Source organism: Streptomyces sp. JNUCC 63, from assembly GCF_054366325.1.
Genome location: NZ_CM135963.1, coordinates 3,183,717 through 3,201,918, shown reverse-complemented (window position 1 = coordinate 3,201,918; position 18,202 = coordinate 3,183,717). Strand labels below are relative to the sequence as shown.

Annotated in this window: 28 protein-coding genes and 1 pseudogene; 28 read left to right on the top strand and 1 reads right to left on the bottom strand. The window is 68.0% G+C overall.

What is annotated here, in order from left to right:
* Positions 1-22: 22 nt before the first annotated feature.
* From rplB to ACX25U_RS14360, 28 genes and pseudogenes are all read left to right on the top strand, one after another.
* Positions 23-859 carry a 50S ribosomal protein L2 gene (gene rplB, locus ACX25U_RS14495; protein ID WP_454392200.1) on the top strand — a complete coding sequence of 279 codons (837 nt, stop codon included), beginning with the start codon at positions 23-25 and terminating at the stop codon, positions 857-859.
* 12 nt (positions 860-871) lie between these two features.
* The gene (rpsS, locus tag ACX25U_RS14490) at positions 872-1,153 is read left to right on the top strand and encodes a 30S ribosomal protein S19 (RefSeq protein ID WP_023547380.1); all 282 of its coding nucleotides are present in this window, start codon (positions 872-874) and stop codon (positions 1,151-1,153) included.
* Positions 1,154-1,194: 41 nt separating this feature from the next.
* Positions 1,195-1,542 (top strand): 50S ribosomal protein L22, encoded by a 348-nt coding sequence (rplV, locus tag ACX25U_RS14485; RefSeq protein ID WP_356189305.1) that lies wholly within the window; start codon positions 1,195-1,197, stop codon positions 1,540-1,542.
* Positions 1,542-2,369: a 30S ribosomal protein S3 gene (gene rpsC / locus ACX25U_RS14480; RefSeq protein WP_454392197.1), complete on the top strand. Its 828-nt coding sequence runs from the start codon at positions 1,542-1,544 to the stop codon at positions 2,367-2,369. Before rplV ends, rpsC begins: the two co-directional genes overlap by 1 nt.
* A 5-nt stretch (positions 2,370-2,374) precedes the next feature.
* A complete protein-coding gene (rplP, locus tag ACX25U_RS14475) occupies positions 2,375-2,794 on the top strand; it encodes a 50S ribosomal protein L16 (RefSeq protein ID WP_009190136.1) in 420 nt (139 codons plus the stop codon).
* Positions 2,794-3,018 (top strand): 50S ribosomal protein L29, encoded by a 225-nt coding sequence (gene rpmC, locus ACX25U_RS14470; RefSeq protein WP_018564811.1) that lies wholly within the window; start codon positions 2,794-2,796, stop codon positions 3,016-3,018. Before rplP ends, rpmC begins: the two co-directional genes overlap by 1 nt.
* The gene (rpsQ, locus tag ACX25U_RS14465) at positions 3,018-3,305 is read left to right on the top strand and encodes a 30S ribosomal protein S17 (RefSeq protein ID WP_073951487.1); all 288 of its coding nucleotides are present in this window, start codon (positions 3,018-3,020) and stop codon (positions 3,303-3,305) included. The genes rpmC and rpsQ overlap by 1 nt, the downstream gene beginning before the upstream one ends.
* Positions 3,306-3,626: 321 nt before the next feature.
* Entirely contained in the window at positions 3,627-3,995 is a 369-nt protein-coding gene (rplN, locus tag ACX25U_RS14460; protein WP_003998823.1) for a 50S ribosomal protein L14, read from the top strand.
* 2 nt (positions 3,996-3,997) lie between these two features.
* On the top strand, positions 3,998-4,321 hold the full coding sequence (gene rplX / locus ACX25U_RS14455; RefSeq protein ID WP_030174548.1) for a 50S ribosomal protein L24: 324 nt from the start codon (positions 3,998-4,000) through the stop codon (positions 4,319-4,321).
* Positions 4,321-4,878 (top strand): 50S ribosomal protein L5, encoded by a 558-nt coding sequence (gene rplE / locus ACX25U_RS14450; RefSeq protein ID WP_030745251.1) that lies wholly within the window; start codon positions 4,321-4,323, stop codon positions 4,876-4,878. The genes rplX and rplE overlap by 1 nt, the downstream gene beginning before the upstream one ends.
* 5 nt (positions 4,879-4,883) lie before the next feature.
* The gene (locus ACX25U_RS14445; protein ID WP_003948630.1) at positions 4,884-5,069 is read left to right on the top strand and encodes a type Z 30S ribosomal protein S14; all 186 of its coding nucleotides are present in this window, start codon (positions 4,884-4,886) and stop codon (positions 5,067-5,069) included.
* 211 nt (positions 5,070-5,280) lie between these two features.
* Complete coding sequence (gene rpsH / locus ACX25U_RS14440) at positions 5,281-5,679, top strand: 30S ribosomal protein S8 (protein WP_073951484.1); 399 nt, start codon at positions 5,281-5,283, stop codon at positions 5,677-5,679.
* 24 nt (positions 5,680-5,703) lie between these two features.
* Positions 5,704-6,243, top strand: a complete 540-nt coding sequence (rplF, locus tag ACX25U_RS14435) for a 50S ribosomal protein L6 (RefSeq protein WP_454392194.1) — start codon at positions 5,704-5,706, stop codon at positions 6,241-6,243.
* A 3-nt stretch (positions 6,244-6,246) separates the two neighbouring features.
* On the top strand, positions 6,247-6,630 hold the full coding sequence (gene rplR / locus ACX25U_RS14430; protein WP_454392192.1) for a 50S ribosomal protein L18: 384 nt from the start codon (positions 6,247-6,249) through the stop codon (positions 6,628-6,630).
* A gap of 40 nt (positions 6,631-6,670) precedes the next feature.
* Positions 6,671-7,276 (top strand): 30S ribosomal protein S5, encoded by a 606-nt coding sequence (gene rpsE, locus ACX25U_RS14425; RefSeq protein WP_073951481.1) that lies wholly within the window; start codon positions 6,671-6,673, stop codon positions 7,274-7,276.
* 2 nt (positions 7,277-7,278) lie between these two features.
* Positions 7,279-7,461 carry a 50S ribosomal protein L30 gene (gene rpmD, locus ACX25U_RS14420; RefSeq protein ID WP_073951480.1) on the top strand — a complete coding sequence of 61 codons (183 nt, stop codon included), beginning with the start codon at positions 7,279-7,281 and terminating at the stop codon, positions 7,459-7,461.
* Between the two features lie 2 nt (positions 7,462-7,463).
* A complete protein-coding gene (gene rplO / locus ACX25U_RS14415; protein ID WP_073951479.1) occupies positions 7,464-7,919 on the top strand; it encodes a 50S ribosomal protein L15 in 456 nt (151 codons plus the stop codon).
* 182 nt (positions 7,920-8,101) lie between these two features.
* On the top strand, positions 8,102-9,415 hold the full coding sequence (gene secY / locus ACX25U_RS14410) for a preprotein translocase subunit SecY (protein ID WP_454392189.1): 1,314 nt from the start codon (positions 8,102-8,104) through the stop codon (positions 9,413-9,415).
* Positions 9,415-10,065: an adenylate kinase gene (locus tag ACX25U_RS14405; protein ID WP_454392187.1), complete on the top strand. Its 651-nt coding sequence runs from the start codon at positions 9,415-9,417 to the stop codon at positions 10,063-10,065. Before secY ends, ACX25U_RS14405 begins: the two co-directional genes overlap by 1 nt.
* A 241-nt stretch (positions 10,066-10,306) precedes the next feature.
* On the top strand, positions 10,307-11,143 hold the full coding sequence (gene map, locus ACX25U_RS14400; protein WP_454392185.1) for a type I methionyl aminopeptidase: 837 nt from the start codon (positions 10,307-10,309) through the stop codon (positions 11,141-11,143).
* 286 nt (positions 11,144-11,429) lie between these two features.
* Positions 11,430-11,651 (top strand): translation initiation factor IF-1, encoded by a 222-nt coding sequence (gene infA / locus ACX25U_RS14395; RefSeq protein ID WP_003948620.1) that lies wholly within the window; start codon positions 11,430-11,432, stop codon positions 11,649-11,651.
* A gap of 63 nt (positions 11,652-11,714) precedes the next feature.
* The gene (rpmJ, locus tag ACX25U_RS14390; protein ID WP_003998809.1) at positions 11,715-11,828 is read left to right on the top strand and encodes a 50S ribosomal protein L36; all 114 of its coding nucleotides are present in this window, start codon (positions 11,715-11,717) and stop codon (positions 11,826-11,828) included.
* Between the two features lie 200 nt (positions 11,829-12,028).
* The gene (gene rpsM / locus ACX25U_RS14385; RefSeq protein WP_454392183.1) at positions 12,029-12,409 is read left to right on the top strand and encodes a 30S ribosomal protein S13; all 381 of its coding nucleotides are present in this window, start codon (positions 12,029-12,031) and stop codon (positions 12,407-12,409) included.
* A 69-nt stretch (positions 12,410-12,478) separates the two neighbouring features.
* Complete coding sequence (rpsK, locus tag ACX25U_RS14380; RefSeq protein ID WP_003956432.1) at positions 12,479-12,883, top strand: 30S ribosomal protein S11; 405 nt, start codon at positions 12,479-12,481, stop codon at positions 12,881-12,883.
* Between the two features lie 253 nt (positions 12,884-13,136).
* Entirely contained in the window at positions 13,137-14,159 is a 1,023-nt protein-coding gene (locus tag ACX25U_RS14375) for a DNA-directed RNA polymerase subunit alpha (RefSeq protein WP_062640332.1), read from the top strand.
* 177 nt (positions 14,160-14,336) lie between these two features.
* A complete protein-coding gene (gene rplQ / locus ACX25U_RS14370; RefSeq protein WP_454392181.1) occupies positions 14,337-14,879 on the top strand; it encodes a 50S ribosomal protein L17 in 543 nt (180 codons plus the stop codon).
* 93 nt (positions 14,880-14,972) lie between these two features.
* On the top strand, positions 14,973-15,827 hold the full coding sequence (truA, locus tag ACX25U_RS14365) for a tRNA pseudouridine(38-40) synthase TruA (protein ID WP_454392179.1): 855 nt from the start codon (positions 14,973-14,975) through the stop codon (positions 15,825-15,827).
* A 102-nt stretch (positions 15,828-15,929) separates the two neighbouring features.
* Positions 15,930-17,238: pseudogene (locus tag ACX25U_RS14360) on the top strand (UDP-glucose dehydrogenase family protein).
* 4 nt (positions 17,239-17,242) lie between these two features.
* On the opposite strand, the gene ACX25U_RS14355 reads toward ACX25U_RS14360, so the two are convergent.
* Complete coding sequence (locus ACX25U_RS14355; protein ID WP_454392177.1) at positions 17,243-18,118, bottom strand: hypothetical protein; 876 nt, start codon at positions 18,116-18,118, stop codon at positions 17,243-17,245.
* Positions 18,119-18,202 lie beyond the last annotated feature (84 nt).

Below are 18,202 nucleotides of genomic sequence, written 5' to 3'. Positions count from 1 at the left end.
CATTTCCGAGGACTGAGAGACAATGGGTATCCGCAAGTACAAGCCGACGACTCCTGGCCGTCGTGGCGCCAGCGTCGCCGACTTCGTCGAGATCACGCGGTCCACGCCGGAGAAGTCGCTGGTCCGTCCCCTGCACAGCAAGGGCGGCCGTAACAATTCCGGTCGTGTGACCGTCCGCCACCAGGGCGGCGGCCACAAGCGCGCCTACCGCGTGATCGACTTCCGTCGTCACGACAAGGACGGCGTGCCGGCGAAGGTCGCGCACATCGAGTACGACCCCAACCGCACCGCGCACATCGCGCTGCTGCACTACGCCGACGGCGAGAAGCGCTACATCATCGCGCCGCGCGGCCTGCACCAGGGCGACCGCGTCGAGAACGGTCCCGGGGCCGACATCAAGCCGGGCAACAACATGGCCCTGCGCAACATGCCGGTCGGTACCACGATCCACGCGATCGAGCTCCGCCCCGGCGGCGGCGCCAAGATCGCCCGTTCCGCCGGTGCCTCCGTGCAGCTGCTCGCGAAGGAGGGCACGATGGCCCACCTCCGCATGCCGTCCGGTGAGATCCGCCTGGTCGACCAGCGCTGCCGCGCCACGATCGGCGAGGTCGGCAACGCTGAGCAGAGCAACATCAACTGGGGCAAGGCGGGCCGCAAGCGGTGGCTGGGCGTCCGCCCGACCGTCCGTGGTGTGGTCATGAACCCGGTGGACCACCCGCACGGTGGTGGTGAGGGCCGTACCTCCGGTGGCCGCCACCCGGTGTCCCCGTGGGGCAAGAAGGAAGGCCGTACTCGTTCGCCCAAGAAGGCGTCGAACAAGTACATCGTCCGCCGCCGCAAGACGAACAAGAAGCGCTAAGGACGGGTTGAGATGCCTCGTAGCCTGAAGAAGGGGCCCTTCGTCGACGACCACCTGATCAAGAAGGTGGACGCCCAGAACGAAGCCGGCACCAAGAACGTCATCAAGACCTGGTCCCGCCGCTCGATGATCGTCCCGGCCATGCTGGGCCACACGCTCGCGGTGCACAACGGCAAGACCCACATCCCGGTGTTCGTCACCGAGTCGATGGTCGGCCACAAGCTCGGCGAGTTCTCGCCGACCCGCACCTTCCGGGGTCACGTCAAGGAAGACCGGAAGTCGAAGCGCCGCTAAGCGGATCGCATTCAGACACGTAAGTAACTGAAGGGACAACCATGGAAGCCAGGGCCCAGGCGCGGTACATCCGCGTCACGCCCATGAAGGCCCGCCGCGTGGTGGACCTCATCCGTGGCATGGACGCCACGGAGGCCCAGGCCGTCCTGCGATTCGCTCCGCAGGCAGCCTCCGCGCCGGTCGGCAAGGTGCTGGACAGCGCCATCGCCAACGCCGCGCACAACTACGACCACACCGACGCCGACAGCCTCTACATCTCCGAGGCGTACGTCGACGAGGGCCCGACCCTGAAGCGGTTCCGTCCGCGTGCCCAGGGCCGTGCCTACCGGATCCGCAAGCGGACCAGCCACATCACCGTGGTCGTCAGCAGCAAGGAAGGAACCCGGTAATGGGCCAGAAGGTAAACCCGCACGGGTTCCGGCTCGGTGTCACGACCGACTTCAAGTCGCGTTGGTACGCCGACAAGCTCTACAAGGACTACGTCAAGGAAGACGTCGCCATCCGTCGGATGATGACGTCCGGCATGGAGCGCGCCGGCATCTCCAAGGTGGAGATCGAGCGCACCCGTGACCGCGTCCGCGTGGACATCCACACCGCGCGTCCGGGCATCGTCATCGGCCGCCGTGGCGCCGAGGCCGACCGCATCCGCGGCGACCTCGAGAAGCTCACGGGCAAGCAGGTCCAGCTGAACATCCTCGAGGTCAAGAACCCCGAGACCGACGCTCAGCTGGTGGCCCAGGCCGTTGCCGAGCAGCTGTCCTCCCGCGTCTCCTTCCGCCGCGCCATGCGCAAGAGCATGCAGTCGGCGATGAAGGCCGGCGCCAAGGGCATCAAGATCCAGTGCGGCGGCCGCCTCGGCGGCGCCGAGATGTCCCGCTCGGAGTTCTACCGCGAGGGCCGCGTGCCCCTGCACACGCTCCGCGCGAACGTGGACTACGGCTTCTTCGAGGCCAAGACGACCTTCGGCCGCATCGGTGTGAAGGTCTGGATCTACAAGGGCGACGTGAAGAACATCGCCGAGGTCCGCGCCGAGAACGCCGCCGCCCGTGCGGGCAACCGCCCGGCTCGCGGTGGCGCCGACCGCCCGGCCCGTGGTGGCCGCGGTGGCGAGCGGCGCGGTCGCAAGCCGCAGCAGCAGGCTCCGGCCGCCGAGGCCCCCAAGGCCGAGGCCCCGGCTCCTGCCGCTCCGGCTGAGAGCACCGGAACGGAGGCCTGACCGACATGCTGATCCCCCGTAGGGTCAAGCACCGCAAGCAGCACCACCCGAAGCGCAACGGTATGTCCAAGGGTGGAACGCAGGTTGCGTTCGGCGAGTACGGCATCCAGGCGCTGACCCCGGCGTACGTGACGAACCGCCAGATCGAGGCGGCTCGTATCGCCATGACCCGTCACATCAAGCGTGGCGGCAAGGTCTGGATCAACATCTACCCGGACCGCCCGCTGACCAAGAAGCCCGCCGAGACCCGCATGGGTTCCGGTAAGGGTTCGCCGGAGTGGTGGATCGCGAACGTCAAGCCCGGTCGCGTGATGTTCGAGCTGTCCTACCCGAACGAGAAGATCGCCCGTGAGGCGCTGACCCGTGCGGCCCACAAGCTGCCGATGAAGTGCCGGATCGTCAAGCGCGAGGCAGGTGAAGCGTGATGTCGGCCGGTACCAAGGCGTCCGAGCTGCGCGAGCTGGGCAACGAGGAGCTTCTGGGCAAGCTCCGCGAGGCCAAGGAAGAGCTGTTCAACCTCCGCTTCCAGGCGGCGACGGGGCAGCTCGAGAACCACGGCCGTCTGAAGGCGGTCCGCAAGGACATCGCGCGGATCTACACCCTGATGCGCGAGCGTGAGCTGGGCATCGAAACGGTGGAGAACGCCTGATGAGCGAGAGCAATGTGACTGAGAACAAGACGGAGCAGCGCAGCTTCCGCAAGACCCGTGAGGGTCTGGTCGTCAGCGACAAGATGGACAAGACCGTCGTCGTCGCCGTCGAGGACCGCGTCAAGCACGCGCTGTACGGCAAGGTCATCCGCCGTACCGAGAAGCTCAAGGCGCACGACGAGCAGAACGCCGCGGGTGTCGGCGACCGCGTCCTCCTGATGGAGACCCGGCCGCTGTCCGCGACGAAGCGCTGGCGCGTCGTCGAGATCCTCGAGAAGGCGAAGTAAGAAGCGGGGGCCTGGCCCCCGCTGACCCCGCCAGGGGCTACGGCCCCCGGCACCCCGCCGGGGCAGTGGCCGTCCGACGGGCTCACGAGGGAACTCGCGGAGTCCCGCCGGACGGCCGGGCCCGGGGCGCTCGCCCCGGCCTTCGGGCCGGCGAGCGGACACCCCGGGTCTCCGGGCCGGTGTGCCGCCCGGCGGCAGGGGTTTACGCCTCCAGAGGTACAAGTAATTCCTGCGGGAGCGACCCGCAGGACAGTTCCGCCAGGCTCGCAGGGTCGCCCGTAAAGGGCCCTGCGGGAACCGGCAGACGATCAGGAGATAGACGTGATCCAGCAGGAGTCGCGACTGCGCGTCGCCGACAACACGGGGGCGAAGGAAATCCTTTGCATCCGTGTGCTCGGTGGCTCCGGTCGCCGCTACGCGGGCATCGGTGACGTCATCGTCGCCACCGTCAAGGACGCGATCCCCGGTGGCAACGTGAAGAAGGGTGACGTCGTCAAGGCGGTCATCGTTCGCACCGTCAAGGAGCGCCGCCGTCCGGACGGCTCGTACATCCGCTTCGACGAGAACGCCGCCGTCATCCTCAAGAACGACGGCGACCCTCGTGGCACCCGTATCTTCGGCCCCGTGGGCCGTGAGCTGCGCGAGAAGAAGTTCATGAAGATCATCTCCCTCGCGCCGGAGGTGCTGTGAGCATGAAGATCAAGAAGGGCGACCTGGTCCAGGTCATCACCGGCAAGGACAAGGGCAAGCAGGGCAAGGTCATCGCCGCTTACCCGCGCGAGGAGCGCGTCCTGGTCGAGGGTGTCAACCGGGTCAAGAAGCACACCAAGGCCGGTCCGACCGCCCGCGGTTCCCAGGCCGGCGGCATCGTCACCACCGAGGCGCCGATCCACGTGAGCAACGTTCAGCTCGTCGTGGAGAAGGACGGCCAGAAGGTCGTGACCCGCGTCGGTTACCGCTTCGACGACAACGGCAACAAGATCCGCGTTGCCAAGCGGACGGGTGAGGACATCTGATGGCTACCACCACTGCCCCGCGTCTGAAGCAGAAGTACCGCGAGGAGATCGCGGGCAAGCTGCGTGACGAGTTCAAGTACGAGAACGTCATGCAGGTTCCCGGCCTCGTCAAGATCGTGGTCAACATGGGTGTGGGCGACGCCGCCCGCGACTCCAAGCTGATCGAGGGCGCCATCCGCGACCTCACCACGATCACCGGCCAGAAGCCGGCGGTCACCAAGGCCCGCAAGTCCATCGCGCAGTTCAAGCTGCGTGAGGGCCAGCCGATCGGTGCCCACGTCACGCTCCGTGGCGACCGCATGTGGGAGTTCCTGGACCGCACCCTGTCGCTCGCGCTGCCGCGCATCCGCGACTTCCGCGGCCTGTCCCCCAAGCAGTTCGACGGCCGTGGCAACTACACCTTCGGTCTCACGGAGCAGGTCATGTTCCACGAGATCGACCAGGACAAGATCGACCGCGTCCGGGGTATGGACATCACCGTGGTCACCACGGCGACCAACGACGCTGAGGGCCGCGCGCTCCTTCGTCACCTCGGCTTCCCGTTCAAGGAGGCGTGAGCGAGATGGCGAAGAAGGCTCTCATCGCGAAGGCTGCTCGCAAGCCCAAGTTCGGTGTGCGTGGCTACACCCGCTGCCAGCGCTGCGGCCGTCCGCACTCCGTGTACCGCAAGTTCGGCCTGTGCCGCGTGTGCCTTCGTGAGATGGCTCACCGTGGCGAGCTGCCGGGCGTGACCAAGAGCTCCTGGTAATCCGGGTCGTTCCGGACTCCCAGGGCTCTCGGTAAGCAACTGGGACGGCAGGGGGCCCACTCCGCATGCCTTAGGCTTGCGGGGTTGGGCACCTGCCGTGCCATACGACTTACTACGCCGTAGGTCCACCGCGCCGCACCCGTCCCGTCTCGGATCGGGGAGAGGGATGGCGCACCAGGAAACCCCGGCGAGAGAGGCCGAAGGCCAATTCATGACCATGACTGATCCGATCGCAGACATGCTCACGCGTCTGCGGAACGCGAACTCGGCATACCACGACACCGTGACGATGCCGGCATCGAAGATCAAGTCGCACATCGCGGAGATCCTCCAGCAGGAGGGCTTCATCACGGGCTGGAAGACCGAGGACGCCGAGGTCGGCAAGAACCTCGTCCTCGAGCTGAAGTACGGCCCGAACCGTGAGCGCTCCATCGCGGGCATCAAGCGGATCTCCAAGCCCGGTCTCCGGGTGTACGCGAAGTCCACCAACCTGCCGAAGGTGCTCGGCGGCCTCGGCGTGGCGATCATCTCCACGTCCCACGGGCTCCTCACCGACAAGCAGGCCGGCAAGAAGGGCGTGGGTGGGGAAGTCCTCGCCTACGTCTGGTAACGGAAGGGAACGGAGGAAACAGCTATGTCGCGCATCGGCAAGCTCCCCATCGCGGTTCCCGCCGGCGTGGACGTCACCATCGATGGCCGCACGGTCTCGGTCAAGGGCCCCAAGGGCGAGCTGACCCACACCGTCGTCGCGCCGATCGAGATCGTCAAGGGCGAGGACGGCACCCTGCAGGTGACCCGCCCCAACGACGAGCGTCAGAACAAGGCCCTGCACGGCCTGTCCCGCACGCTGGTGGCGAACATGATCACCGGCGTGACCCAGGGTTACGTGAAGAAGCTCGAGATCAGCGGTGTCGGTTACCGAGTGACGGCCAAGGGCTCGAACCTGGAGTTCGCGCTCGGCTACAGCCACCCGATCACCGTCGAGGCGCCCGAGGGCATCACCTTCAAGGTGGAGACCCCGACCCGCTTCTCGGTCGAGGGCATCGACAAGCAGAAGGTCGGCGAGATCGCGGCCAACATCCGCAAGCTGCGCAAGCCCGACCCGTACAAGGCCAAGGGCGTCAAGTACGAGGGCGAAGTCATCCGCCGCAAGGTCGGAAAGGCGGGTAAGTAAGCCATGGCATACGGGCAGAAGATCCTCAAGGGCGACGCCTACAAGCGCGCCGCGATCAAGCGCCGTCACATCCGGATCCGCAAGAAGGTGTCCGGTACGGCGGAGCGTCCCCGTCTGGTCGTGACCCGCTCCAACCGCCACATCGTGGCGCAGGTGATCGACGACCTGAAGGGCCACACCCTGGCGTCGGCGTCCACGCTGGACACGTCGATCCGCGGTGGCGAGGGCGACAAGTCCGCGCAGGCCAAGCAGGTCGGCGCCCTGGTCGCCGAGCGTGCCAAGGCCGCCGGTGTCGAGGCCGTCGTGTTCGACCGTGGTGGCAACCAGTACGCCGGGCGCATCGCCGTCCTGGCGGACGCCGCCCGCGAAGCCGGCCTGAAGTTCTGAGCCGGTTCCGAGCTAGCGGAAACAGAGAGAGGTAATTCCAATGGCTGGACCCCAGCGCCGCGGTGGCGGTGCCGGTGGCGGCGAGCGGCGGGACCGGAAGGGCCGTGACGGTGGCGCAGCTGCCGCCGAGAAGACCGCGTACGTTGAGCGCGTCGTCGCGATCAACCGCGTCGCCAAGGTTGTGAAGGGTGGTCGTCGCTTCAGCTTCACCGCGCTGGTCGTGGTGGGCGACGGTGACGGCACCGTGGGTGTCGGGTACGGCAAGGCGAAGGAGGTGCCGGCCGCCATCGCCAAGGGTGTGGAGGAGGCCAAGAAGCACTTCTTCAAGGTCCCCCGGATCCAGGGCACCATCCCGCACCCGATCCAGGGTGAGAAGGCTGCCGGCGTCGTGCTGCTCAAGCCCGCCTCCCCGGGTACCGGCGTTATCGCCGGTGGTCCGGTGCGTGCCGTGCTCGAGTGCGCCGGTATCCACGACGTGCTGTCGAAGTCGCTCGGCTCCGACAACCAGATCAACATCGTGCACGCCACCGTGGAGGCCCTCAAGGGCCTGCAGCGTCCCGAGGCGATCGCGGCCCGCCGTGGTCTGCCGCTGGAGGACGTGGCCCCCGCGGCCCTGCTGCGTGCGCGTGCCGGGGCGGGTGCGTAGTCATGGCGCAGCTCAAGATCACGCAGGTCAAGTCCTACATCGGCAGCAAGCAGAACCACCGTGACACCCTGCGTACGCTCGGGCTCAAGAAGCTCGGCGACGTGGTCGTCAAGGAGGACCGTCCCGAGTTCCGCGGCATGGTGCACACCGTCCGCCACCTCGTGACGGTCGAGGAGGTCGACTGATCATGGCGGAGCAGAACCCGCTGAAGATCCACAACCTCCGTCCCGCCCCCGGCGCCAAGACCGCCAAGACCCGTGTCGGTCGTGGTGAGGCGTCGAAGGGTAAGACGGCCGGTCGTGGTACCAAGGGCACCAAGGCCCGCTACCAGGTTCCGGAGAGCTTCGAGGGCGGCCAGATGCCGCTGCACATGCGTCTCCCGAAGCTGAAGGGCTTCAAGAACCCGTTCAAGACCGAGTACCAGGTCGTGAACCTCGACAAGCTGGCCGCGCTCTACCCCGAGGGCGGCGAGGTCACGGTCGAGGACCTGGTGGCCAAGGGTGCCGTTCGCAAGAACAGCCTCGTCAAGGTCCTCGGCCAGGGCGAGGTCTCCGTGGCGCTGCAGGTGACGGTCGACGCCGTCTCCGGCTCCGCCAAGGAGAAGATCACCGCCGCCGGCGGTACCGTCACCGAGCTCGTCTGACATCCGCGGACGTCTCGATGACATGAACGATCCCAACCGGGGATACCTCACAATGAGGTATCCCCGGTTGGTCGTTCCAAGGGGGGCAGTGTCGCCGGTAAGGTGGCCTGCACTGTTCTTTTTCGTCGAACCTCAAGACCGTCACCCTTGACGCACTTGCGTGGGGGGTCGCAGGAGGCACCGTGCTCACCGGCTTCGCCCGGGCGTTCAGGACGCCCGACCTGCGCAAGAAGCTGCTCTTCACGCTCGGCATCATCGTGGTGTACCGAGTCGGTACCCACATCCCGATTCCCGGCGTCAACTACCAGGCCGTCCAGCAGTGTGTGAAGGAGGCCTCGGGCAACCAGGGTCTCTTCGGCCTGGTGAACATGTTCAGCGGCGGCGCATTGCTGCAGATCACGGTCTTCGCGCTGGGCATCATGCCGTACATCACGGCGAGCATCATTCTGCAGCTGCTGACCGTGGTGATCCCGCGGCTGGAGGCCCTCAAGAAGGAGGGCCAGGCCGGTACGGCGAAGATCACCCAGTACACCCGTTACCTGACGGTGGCGCTCGCCGTCCTGCAGGGCACCGGCCTGGTGGCCACCGCCCGCAGCGGCGCCCTGTTCTCCGGGTGCACGGCCGCGGGCAACATCGTCCCGGACCAGTCGATCTACAACACGATCGTCATGGTGATCGTGATGACCACCGGTACGGCCGTGGTCATGTGGCTGGGCGAGCTCGTCACCGACCGCGGTATCGGCAACGGCATGTCGATCCTGATGTTCATCTCGATCGCCGCGACCTTCCCGTCCGCGCTGTGGGCCATCAAGAAGCAGGGCAAGCTCGCCGACGGCTGGATCGAATTCGGCACGGTCATTCTCGTCGGTCTGGTCATGGTCGGCCTGGTCGTCTTCGTCGAGCAGGCCCAGCGCCGCATTCCGGTGCAGTACGCCAAGCGCATGATCGGCCGCCGTTCCTACGGTGGTACGTCGACGTACATCCCGCTCAAGGTGAACCAGGCGGGTGTGATTCCCGTCATCTTCGCCTCTTCGCTGCTCTACATTCCGGCACTGGTCGCCCAGTTCTCCGGAGGCAACTCGGGGTGGAAGACCTGGATCCAGCAGAACCTGGTGAAGGGTGATCACCCGATTTACATCACTCTGTACTTCTTGCTCATCGTGTTCTTCGCGTTCTTCTACGTGGCGATCTCCTTCAACCCCGAAGAAGTCGCGGACAACATGAAGAAGTATGGTGGCTTCATCCCGGGCATCCGGGCTGGCCGGCCGACCGCCGAGTACCTCTCGTACGTACTCAACCGGATCACCTGGCCGGGTTCGCTGTATCTGGGACTGATCGCTCTCGTACCGACAATGGCGTTGGTCGGGTTCGGCGCAAACCAGAACTTCCCCTTCGGCGGGACCAGCATCCTGATCATCGTGGGTGTCGGTCTCGAGACGGTGAAGCAGATCGAGAGCCAACTCCAGCAGCGCAATTACGAAGGGTTCCTCCGCTGATGCGAATCGTCCTCGTCGGACCGCCGGGTGCCGGCAAAGGAACACAGGCCGCACGTCTAGCCGAGAAGCTGCGCATTCCGCACATCTCCACGGGCGACCTGTTCCGTGCCAACATCAGCCGGCAGACGGAGCTCGGCAAGCTCGCGAAGTCCTACATGGACGCCGGCAACCTGGTGCCCGACGAGGTCACCATCGCCATGGCCAAGGACCGCATGGAGCAGCCCGACGCCGAGGGCGGTTTCCTGCTGGACGGCTTCCCGCGCAATGTCTCGCAGGCCGAGGCGCTGGACGAGCTGCTGCGGACCGAGGGCATCGAGCTGGACGCGGTGCTCGACCTCGAGGTGCCCGAGGAGGAGGTCGTCAAGCGGATCGCCGGACGGCGGATCTGCCGCAAGGACTCGGCGCACGTCTTCCACGTGACGTACAGCCCGCCGAAGGAGGAGGGCGTCTGCGACGTCTGCGGCGGGGAGCTGTACCAGCGGGACGACGACTCGGAGGAGACCGTCCGCAAGAGGCTGGAGGTCTACCACACGCAGACCGAGCCGATCATCGACTACTACAAGGCGCAGGGGCTGGTCGTGACGATCTCCTCGCTGGGGCCGGTGGACGAGATCACGCGGCGGGCGCTGGGCGCGCTGCAGCGCGACTAGCCGCGCTGCTCGGCCGCGGTTCCTCATGGGGCCGCGGCCGACGTGTGCGCGGTGTCGGTGCGGATTGGTGCGGCCGTCCCCGGGGGGTCGCACCCCCGGATCCCCACATCGTTCTGAACGGCCCCGCCCTCAAACTCCCCCAAGCTCTTCGAGCAGGGGGACCCCAACGGGCTGGATGATGCCGGCCCGTATTGTTGAAAGTGTCCGTCCTTTCCCCGGTCCGAGAAAGGCCGTAGTCCCCATGGTGCAGATCAAGTCCCCCGAGCAGATCGCCAAGATGCGTGCGGCGGGGCTGGTCGTCGCCGCCATTCACGCGGCCACCCGGGAGGCGGCCGTGCCCGGGGCGACCACCAAGGACCTGGACCAGGTGGCGCGCAAGGTGCTCGCGGAGCACAACGCCAAGCCGAACTTCCTCGGCTACGGCGGCTTTCCTGCGACGATCTGCACCTCCGTGAACGAGGTCGTCGTCCACGGCATCCCCTCCGACGACGTCGTCCTCAAGGACGGCGACATCATCTCCATCGACTGCGGCGCGATCGTCGACGGCTGGCACGGCGACGCGGCCTACACCGCCTTCGTGGGGTCCGGCCACGCCCCGGAGCTGGTCGAGCTCTCCCGGGTGACCGAGGAGTCGATGTGGGCCGGCATCGCGGCGATGAAGCAGGGCAACCGCCTTGTCGACATCTCGCGGGCCGTCGAGACGTACATCCGCCGCCAGCCGAAGCCGGGCGGCGGCCGTTACGGGATCATCGAGGACTACGGCGGCCACGGCATCGGCACCGAGATGCACATGGACCCGCACCTGCTGAACTACGTCGACCGCCGCCGCGGCAAGGGCCCCAAGCTGGTCCCCGGCTTCTGCCTCGCCATCGAGCCGATGGTCTCCCTCGGCACCCCGAAGACCCAGGTCCTCGAGGACGACTGGACGGTCATCACCACGGACGGCACCTGGTCCTCCCACTGGGAGCACTCGGTCGCCCTGACGCCCCAGGGGCCTTTGGTCCTGACGGCGCCCGACGGGGGCAAGGCGAAGCTGGCCGAGTACGGCATCACGGCGGCACCGGACCCCCTGGCTTGACGGCGCCCCGGGCCGCGACCGCCGGTCGGAGGCCGGCGCAGCCGCTCGAAACTCGTGAGGCGCCCCCGGCGCCGAGCCCGCGGGAGCGGCGTCAAGGATGGGTCGGCATCACGGCGGCACCGGACCCGCCTGCATGATGATCTCCGGCGTGGGGCAGGCTTTCTCGATTCGTGTTTCGTGGGGCGCTGACGTAGACTGACTCGTCGGCTCTTGTGTATCCGCATGCCTGCGCGCAGGCCACGGTGCAGCGAGAGTCGATCAAGGTAGTCGATTCGAAGGGCGAAGCGTGGCCAAGAAGCAAGGTGCCATCGAGATCGAGGGCACTGTCGTCGAGTCTCTGCCGAACGCCATGTTCAAGGTCGAGCTCCAGAACGGCCACCAGGTCCTGGCACACATCAGCGGCAAGATGCGCATGCACTACATCCGCATCCTCCCTGACGACCGGGTCGTGGTGGAGCTGTCTCCGTACGACCTGACGCGTGGCCGGATCGTCTACCGGTACAAGTAGATCTTGCCCACGCCCCGTGTCTCACGCGGGGCCGTCGGCAACTGACCCGGAGAACCTCACCCCATGAAGGTCAAGCCGAGCGTCAAGAAGATCTGCGACAAGTGCAGGGTGATCCGCCGTCACGGCCGGGTCATGGTCATCTGCGAGAACCCGCGCCACAAGCAGCGCCAGGGCTGACGCACGACCGACCGCACCCTCTGCACCGCTATCGCAGAGATTCGCGCGACGCGAGCTGAATATGTTCATACGCAGGGCCCGAGCGGAGATCGTCCGCTCGACACCCCCGGTTCGGAGGCCGGGGACCCGGTCCGTACCTGGTACGGCGGGCTGGGAGCCGGTCCTGTGGAAGACCTCCGAAGATCAACTGGAGCCATTGAATGGCACGCGTTTCCGGTGTTGACATCCCGCGCGAAAAGCGCGTGGAGGTCGCCCTCACCTACGTGTTCGGCATCGGCCGGACCCTCGCCCAGCAGACGCTGGCCGCCACCGGCATCGACCCGAACACCCGCGTTCGCGACCTCTCCGAGGAGCAGCTCGTCGCGATCCGCGAGTACGTCGACAACAACATCAAGACCGAGGGTGACCTCCGTCGCGAGATCCAGGCCGACATCCGCCGCAAGGTCGAGATCGGCTGCTACCAGGGTCTGCGGCACCGCCGCGGTCTGCCCGTCCGCGGTCAGCGCACCAGCACCAACGCCCGTACCCGCAAGGGCCCGCGTCGCGCCATCGCCGGCAAGAAGAAGCCGGGCAAGAAGTAGTCCGCAGCGACACTCGCCGTCCAGCGGTCTTCGCTGTAGGACCGACCACCTCCCGTAGGAGTTTTCGACATGCCCCCCAAGGGACGTCAGGGCGCTGCCAAGAAGGTGCGCCGCAAGGAAAAGAAGAACGTCGCTCACGGCCACGCGCACATCAAGAGCACGTTCAACAACACCATCGTTTCGATCACCGACCCGTCCGGCAACGTGATCTCCTGGGCCTCCGCCGGCCACGTCGGCTTCAAGGGCTCCCGGAAGTCCACGCCGTTCGCCGCGCAGATGGCCGCCGAGTCGGCCGCCCGCCGCGCCCAGGAGCACGGCATGCGCAAGGTCGACGTGTTCGTCAAGGGCCCGGGCTCCGGTCGTGAGACCGCCATCCGTTCGCTTCAGGCGACCGGTCTCGAGGTCGGCTCCATCCAGGACGTCACCCCGACCCCGCACAACGGCTGCCGTCCGCCGAAGCGCCGCCGCGTCTGATATTCGGCCTCGGCGGTCCGGCCTCCGGCTGGGGGTGTGGGGGTCGGCCCCCACACTTTCGCAGCACGGCTGCCGTCCGCCGAAGCGCCGCCGCGTCTGACGCGTTCGCCGCTTCACGGCAGTGGGTGTCCGGGCGGTACGGCCCGTATACGGGCCGTACCGCCCGTACCCTTGCAGTACCCGCACCATGTCCGGTGCGGCCTGGTCGGGCGTCATATAGCGGGCGCCCACGACTGAAGGATCTGATCCACACATGCTGATCGCTCAGCGACCCTCGTTGACCGAAGAGGTCGTCGACGAGTTCCGCTCCCGGTTCGTGATCGAGCCGCTGGAGCCGGGCTTCGGCTACACCCTCGGCAACTCTCTGCGCCGTACGCTCCTCTCCTCGATCCCGGGTGCGGCGGTCACGTCCATCCGCATCGACGGCGTCCTGCACGAGTTCACCACCGTGCCGGGCGTCAAGGAGGACGTCACCGACCTGATCCTCAACATCAAGCAGCTGGTCGTCTCCTCCGAGCACGACGAGCCCGTGGTGATGTACCTGCGCAAGCAGGGCCCGGGGCTGGTCACCGCCGCCGACATCGCGCCCCCGGCCGGTGTCGAGGTGCACAACCCCGACCTGGTCCTCGCCACGCTCAACGGCAAGGGCAAGCTGGAGATGGAGCTGACCGTCGAGCGCGGTCGCGGCTACGTCTCCGCCGTGCAGAACAAGCAGGTGGGTCAGGAGATCGGCCGTGTCCCGGTCGACTCGATCTACTCGCCGGTGCTGAAGGTCACGTACAAGGTCGAGGCGACCCGTGTCGAGCAGCGCACCGACTTCGACAAGCTGATCGTCGACGTCGAGACCAAGCAGGCGATGCGTCCGCGTGACGCCATGGCCTCCGCCGGCAAGACCCTGGTGGAGCTGTTCGGCCTCGCCCGCGAGCTGAACATCGACGCCGAGGGCATCGACATGGGTCCGTCCCCGACGGACGCCGCGCTGGCCGCCGACCTCGCGCTGCCGATCGAGGAGCTCGAGCTGACGGTCCGCTCCTACAACTGCCTCAAGCGTGAGGGCATCCACTCCGTGGGTGAGCTCGTCGCGCGTTCCGAGGCCGACCTGCTGGACATCCGCAACTTCGGTGCGAAGTCCATCGACGAGGTCAAGGCGAAGCTGGCCGGGATGGGTCTGGCCCTGAAGGACAGCCCGCCCGGATTCGACCCGACCGCCGCCGCGGACGCGTTCGGCGCGGACGACGACGCGGACGCCGGGTTCGTCGAGACCGAGCAGTACTAAGAGCTCGGGACCGACGGTCCGTTTTCGGGCGCGGGTGCGCTGTGCTTGATCGCGCAGTTCCCCGCGCCCCTTCCAGATGCCCCTTCGGGGGCATCTGGATCTCCGACAGGCGACCGCCTGCTCGGATACTGACTCCGGTACCTGGTACGGCCGGGGCAGACACACAGGAGAAGAACCATGCCGAAGCCCGCCAAGGGTGCCCGTCTGGGCGGCAGCGCCGCGCACGAGAAGCTGCTCCTCGCGAACCTCGCGAAGGCGCTGTTCGAGCACGGCCGTATCACCACCACCGAGGCGAAGGCCCGCCGTCTGCGGCCGTACGCCGAGCGTCTGATCACCAAGGCGAAGAAGGGCGACCTTCACAACCGCCGTCAGGTGCTCCAGGTCATCACGGACAAGGGCATCGTCCACACGCTCTTCACCGAGATCGGCCCGCGGTACGAGAACCGTCCGGGTGGCTACACCCGTATCACCAAGATCGGCAACCGCCGTGGCGACAACGCGCCCATGGCCGTCATCGAGCTGGTCGAGGCACTGACGGTGCAGCAGAAGGCCGTGGGTGAGGCCGAGGCCGCCACCAAGCGCGCGGTCAAGGAGGCCGAGACCAAGGCGGAGGAGCCGAAGGCCGAGGAGACCAAGGCCGAGGAGACCAAGGCCGAGGACGCCCCGGTCGAGGACGCCAAGGCCGAGGAGGCCGCTGCCGAGGAGTCCAAGGACGCCTGAGCGGTACGCCCTCGTGCTTGAGCGGGTCCGCCCCCTGCGGGGCGGACCCGCTTTCGTGTACGCGCGTGTACGCGCGCCTGAGAGGATCTGTACGTGAGTGACGAAGCACAGCCCGGTTACGTCCGCGTCCGTCTCGACCTGTCGTACGACGGCACCGACTTCCACGGCTGGGCCAAGCAGGCCGGCGGCCGGCGGACCGTGCAGGGGGAGATCGAGGACGCGCTGCGTACGGTCACGCGGTCGACGGAGACGTACGAGCTGACCGTGGCAGGGCGCACCGACGCCGGGGTGCACGCGCGGGGTCAGGTGGCCCACGTGGATCTGCCCGAGCAGGTGTGGCGCGAGCACCACGAGAAGCTGCTGAAGCGGCTCGCCGGGCGGCTGCCCCGGGACGTGCGCGTCTGGGCCCTGCGCCCCGCGCCCAGTGGCTTCAACGCCCGCTTCTCCGCCGTCTGGCGCCGCTACGCCTACCGCGTCACCGACAACCCCGGCGGCGTCGACCCGCTGCTGCGGGGGCATGTGCTGTGGCACGACTGGCCGCTCGACGTCGACGCCATGAACGAGGCCGCGCAGCGGCTTCTGGGCGAGCACGACTTCGCCGCGTACTGCAAGAAGCGCGAGGGCGCGACCACGATCCGTACGCTCCAGGAGCTGAGCCTTCGACGCGGGGACGACGGGATCATCACCGCCACCGTCCGGGCCGACGCGTTCTGTCACAACATGGTGCGCTCGCTCATCGGCGCGCTGCTGTTCGTGGGGGACGGGCATCGCGCGCCCGACTGGCCCGGGAAGGTCCTGGCCGCGGGGGTACGGGACTCCGCCGTGCACGTCGTACGGCCGCACGGGCTGACCCTGGAGGAGGTCGGTTACCCGGCCGACGAGCTGCTGGCCGCGCGGAGCCGGGAGGCGCGCAACAAGCGGTCGCTGCCGGGAGCGGTCTGCTGCTGAGGGGGCCGAGGGGGCTCGGGTTACCGTACGTGACGGTACGGATCCGGCCCGGCGGGAACTCGCTCTGCTTACTTGCTGTCGTACGGCGGGAAGGGCGGACCCATGCGGCTCACCGTCATCGGCACCGGCTATCTCGGTGCCGCGCATGCCGCCTGCATGGCGGAGCTGGGGCACGAGGTGGTCGGGGTCGACGCCGACGCCGGCAAGGTCGCCGCGCTGCGCGGGCCGGGTGCCGTTCCACGAGCCGCACCTGGCCGGGATGGTCGCCCGGCACACGGCGAGCGGGCGGCTGCGGTTCACCACGTCGTACGAGGAGGCCGGGGCCTTCGGCCAGGTGCACTTCGTGTGCGTGGGCACCCCGCAGCGGACGGACTGTGACGGCGCCGACCTGACGTATGTGGAGTCGGCGTTCGACGGGATCGCCCGGCATGCGCGCAAGGGCGCGTTGCAGGTGGGCAAGTCGACCGTGCCGGTCGGCACGGCGGCCCGGCTCGCCGGCAGGCACCGGGCCGAGATCGCGTGGAACCCGGAGTTCCTGCGGGAGGGCTTCGCCGCCGAGGACACGCTGCGGCCGGACCGGCTGGTGTTCGGGGTGCGCACGGCGCGTGCGGAGCGGCTGCTGCGGTCGGTCTACGCCCCTGTTCTCGCCGCCGGCACACCGCTGGTCGTGACCGACTTCGCCACCGCGGAGCTGGTCAAGACGGCCGCGAACTCCTTTCTCGCCACGAAGATCTCCTTCATCAACGCGATGGCGGAGGTGTGCGAGGCCGCGGGCGGCGATGTGGGCAAGCTCTCCGAGGCACTGGGGCACGACGAGCGGATCGGCCAGAAGTTCCTGCGGGCCGGGGTCGGGTTCGGCGGGGGCTGTCTTCCCAAGGACATCCGGGCCTTCGCGCACCGCGCCGCCGAGCTGGGCGTCGATCTGGGGCTTCTGCGCGCGGTGGACGCGATCAACATGCGGCGCCGGGACCGGGTGGTCGAGCTGGCCCGGCAGCTGTGCGGGGGTACGGTCCTCGGGGCGCGGGTGGCGGTCCTGGGTGCGGCGTTCAAGCCGGACTCGGACGACGTCCGGGACTCGCCCGCGCTGAACGTGGCCGCGCGGCTCGATCTGGACGGGGCGGACGTGACGGTCTACGACCCCGCGGCGATGGACAACGCGCGCAAGGCGTTTCCGCTTCTGGGGTATGCGATGTCGGTCGAGGAGGCGCTGCGCGGGGCCGAGCTCGTGCTGCACCTGACCGAGTGGCCGCAGTTCAGGGCGCTCGACCCGGAGCGGGCCGTGTCACTGGTGTGCCGTCCACGGATCGTGGACGGCCGGGGCGTGCTCGACGAGGACCGCTGGACGGCGGCGGGCTGGCAGTTCAGGGCGCTGGGCAGACCCGCGCCGGCGGGGGAGGGGCGGGGAGGGTGACGGCTTACTGGCCGGCCGCCGCCGACGCCTGGGCCTCGCCGCGGCGGCGGATCTGCTGGAACGCGAACTGGGCGAGGTCGTCGCCGGCCCGGAAGACCTTGGTGTCCTTGGCCGTGACGCTCTTGCCGTCGGTGAAGCCGGTGAGGGTGAAGTAGGCGTAGCGGCCCAGGGAGTTGGTCGTGGAGCGGCAGACCGCGCCGTTGCAGAAGGCCTTGACACCGCCGCCGGGAAGCGGCTTGACGATGCTCTTCTTGTCGGTCTCGCCCCTGGCCTTGGCCGCCTGCGCCTCGGTGCCGAAGACGGCGATGCCGACGGTCACCGCGATGCCGTCCTGGCTGTAGGTGACGCGCAGCAGGCGGGTGCAGCCGTTGTCGGTGAGGGCCTTGGGGAGCGTGCCCTGGGCGGCGGTGACGCAGTTCTTGGCGTCGTCCGTCGGGCCCTTCTTGTACACGCTCTCGCCCATGGTCAGCTGGGTGCCGGGGAAGAGCGTGTCGGCGCTGAGCGGGGCCGTGTCCTTCTGCGCGCTGGATATGAATTCCTTCGGGTCCAGCGGGGGCGGGGCGCTGGTGGGGGCGAAGGAGGGCGCCGTGGCGGACTCGCTCGGCAGGGCGGTGGGCAGCCGGGAGGCCGTCCGACCCGAGGCGTTGTTGTCGCTGTCGGCCGACACCATGCCCATGGCGACGGCCGTGGCGACCCCGGCGATGGCCAGCACGCCACCGCCGATGAACAGCACCCGGCGCCTCTTGTGCCGCGTCTCCGAGGCCTCGGCGAGCGCGGCCCAGTCCGGAGTCCGGCCGTCGCTGCCGCTGTTCCACGGCTGCTGAGAATTCGGTTTCCAGGGATCCCACTGGGACTGCGAGCCCCCCTGCCCATAACTCATGGGGCGCATCTTAGACGGGGGTTGGGGGGTGCTGGTGCGCCTGCTGAGGGCCTGCGACGGGCCTTCGGCACAGGCCGGTACAAA

Excerpts from the sequence above, each read along its gene's own strand:
- rpsM (WP_454392183.1), top strand. The coding sequence starts at position 12,029 with ATGGCACGCGTTTCCGGTGTTGACATCCCGCGCGAAAAGCGCGTGGAG.
- rplP (WP_009190136.1), top strand. The coding sequence starts at position 2,375 with ATGCTGATCCCCCGTAGGGTCAAGCACCGCAAGCAGCACCACCCGAAG.
- rplQ (WP_454392181.1), top strand. The coding sequence starts at position 14,337 with ATGCCGAAGCCCGCCAAGGGTGCCCGTCTGGGCGGCAGCGCCGCGCAC.
- rpsE (WP_073951481.1), top strand. The coding sequence starts at position 6,671 with ATGGCTGGACCCCAGCGCCGCGGTGGCGGTGCCGGTGGCGGCGAGCGG.
- ACX25U_RS14375 (WP_062640332.1), top strand. The coding sequence starts at position 13,137 with ATGCTGATCGCTCAGCGACCCTCGTTGACCGAAGAGGTCGTCGACGAG.
- rpsK (WP_003956432.1), top strand. The coding sequence starts at position 12,479 with ATGCCCCCCAAGGGACGTCAGGGCGCTGCCAAGAAGGTGCGCCGCAAG.
- map (WP_454392185.1), top strand. The coding sequence starts at position 10,307 with ATGGTGCAGATCAAGTCCCCCGAGCAGATCGCCAAGATGCGTGCGGCG.
- rplO (WP_073951479.1), top strand. The coding sequence starts at position 7,464 with ATGGCGGAGCAGAACCCGCTGAAGATCCACAACCTCCGTCCCGCCCCC.
- rplB (WP_454392200.1), top strand. The coding sequence starts at position 23 with ATGGGTATCCGCAAGTACAAGCCGACGACTCCTGGCCGTCGTGGCGCC.
- rpmC (WP_018564811.1), top strand. The coding sequence starts at position 2,794 with ATGTCGGCCGGTACCAAGGCGTCCGAGCTGCGCGAGCTGGGCAACGAG.
- rplV (WP_356189305.1), top strand. The coding sequence starts at position 1,195 with ATGGAAGCCAGGGCCCAGGCGCGGTACATCCGCGTCACGCCCATGAAG.
- rpsH (WP_073951484.1), top strand. The coding sequence starts at position 5,281 with ATGACCATGACTGATCCGATCGCAGACATGCTCACGCGTCTGCGGAAC.
- rpsC (WP_454392197.1), top strand. The coding sequence starts at position 1,542 with ATGGGCCAGAAGGTAAACCCGCACGGGTTCCGGCTCGGTGTCACGACC.
- rplE (WP_030745251.1), top strand. The coding sequence starts at position 4,321 with ATGGCTACCACCACTGCCCCGCGTCTGAAGCAGAAGTACCGCGAGGAG.
- rpsQ (WP_073951487.1), top strand. The coding sequence starts at position 3,018 with ATGAGCGAGAGCAATGTGACTGAGAACAAGACGGAGCAGCGCAGCTTC.
- rpmD (WP_073951480.1), top strand. The coding sequence starts at position 7,279 with ATGGCGCAGCTCAAGATCACGCAGGTCAAGTCCTACATCGGCAGCAAG.
- rpsS (WP_023547380.1), top strand. The coding sequence starts at position 872 with ATGCCTCGTAGCCTGAAGAAGGGGCCCTTCGTCGACGACCACCTGATC.
- ACX25U_RS14355 (WP_454392177.1), bottom strand. The coding sequence starts at position 18,118 with ATGAGTTATGGGCAGGGGGGCTCGCAGTCCCAGTGGGATCCCTGGAAA.
- rplX (WP_030174548.1), top strand. The coding sequence starts at position 3,998 with ATGAAGATCAAGAAGGGCGACCTGGTCCAGGTCATCACCGGCAAGGAC.
- rplF (WP_454392194.1), top strand. The coding sequence starts at position 5,704 with ATGTCGCGCATCGGCAAGCTCCCCATCGCGGTTCCCGCCGGCGTGGAC.
- ACX25U_RS14445 (WP_003948630.1), top strand. The coding sequence starts at position 4,884 with ATGGCGAAGAAGGCTCTCATCGCGAAGGCTGCTCGCAAGCCCAAGTTC.
- rpmJ (WP_003998809.1), top strand. The coding sequence starts at position 11,715 with ATGAAGGTCAAGCCGAGCGTCAAGAAGATCTGCGACAAGTGCAGGGTG.
- rplR (WP_454392192.1), top strand. The coding sequence starts at position 6,247 with ATGGCATACGGGCAGAAGATCCTCAAGGGCGACGCCTACAAGCGCGCC.
- ACX25U_RS14405 (WP_454392187.1), top strand. The coding sequence starts at position 9,415 with ATGCGAATCGTCCTCGTCGGACCGCCGGGTGCCGGCAAAGGAACACAG.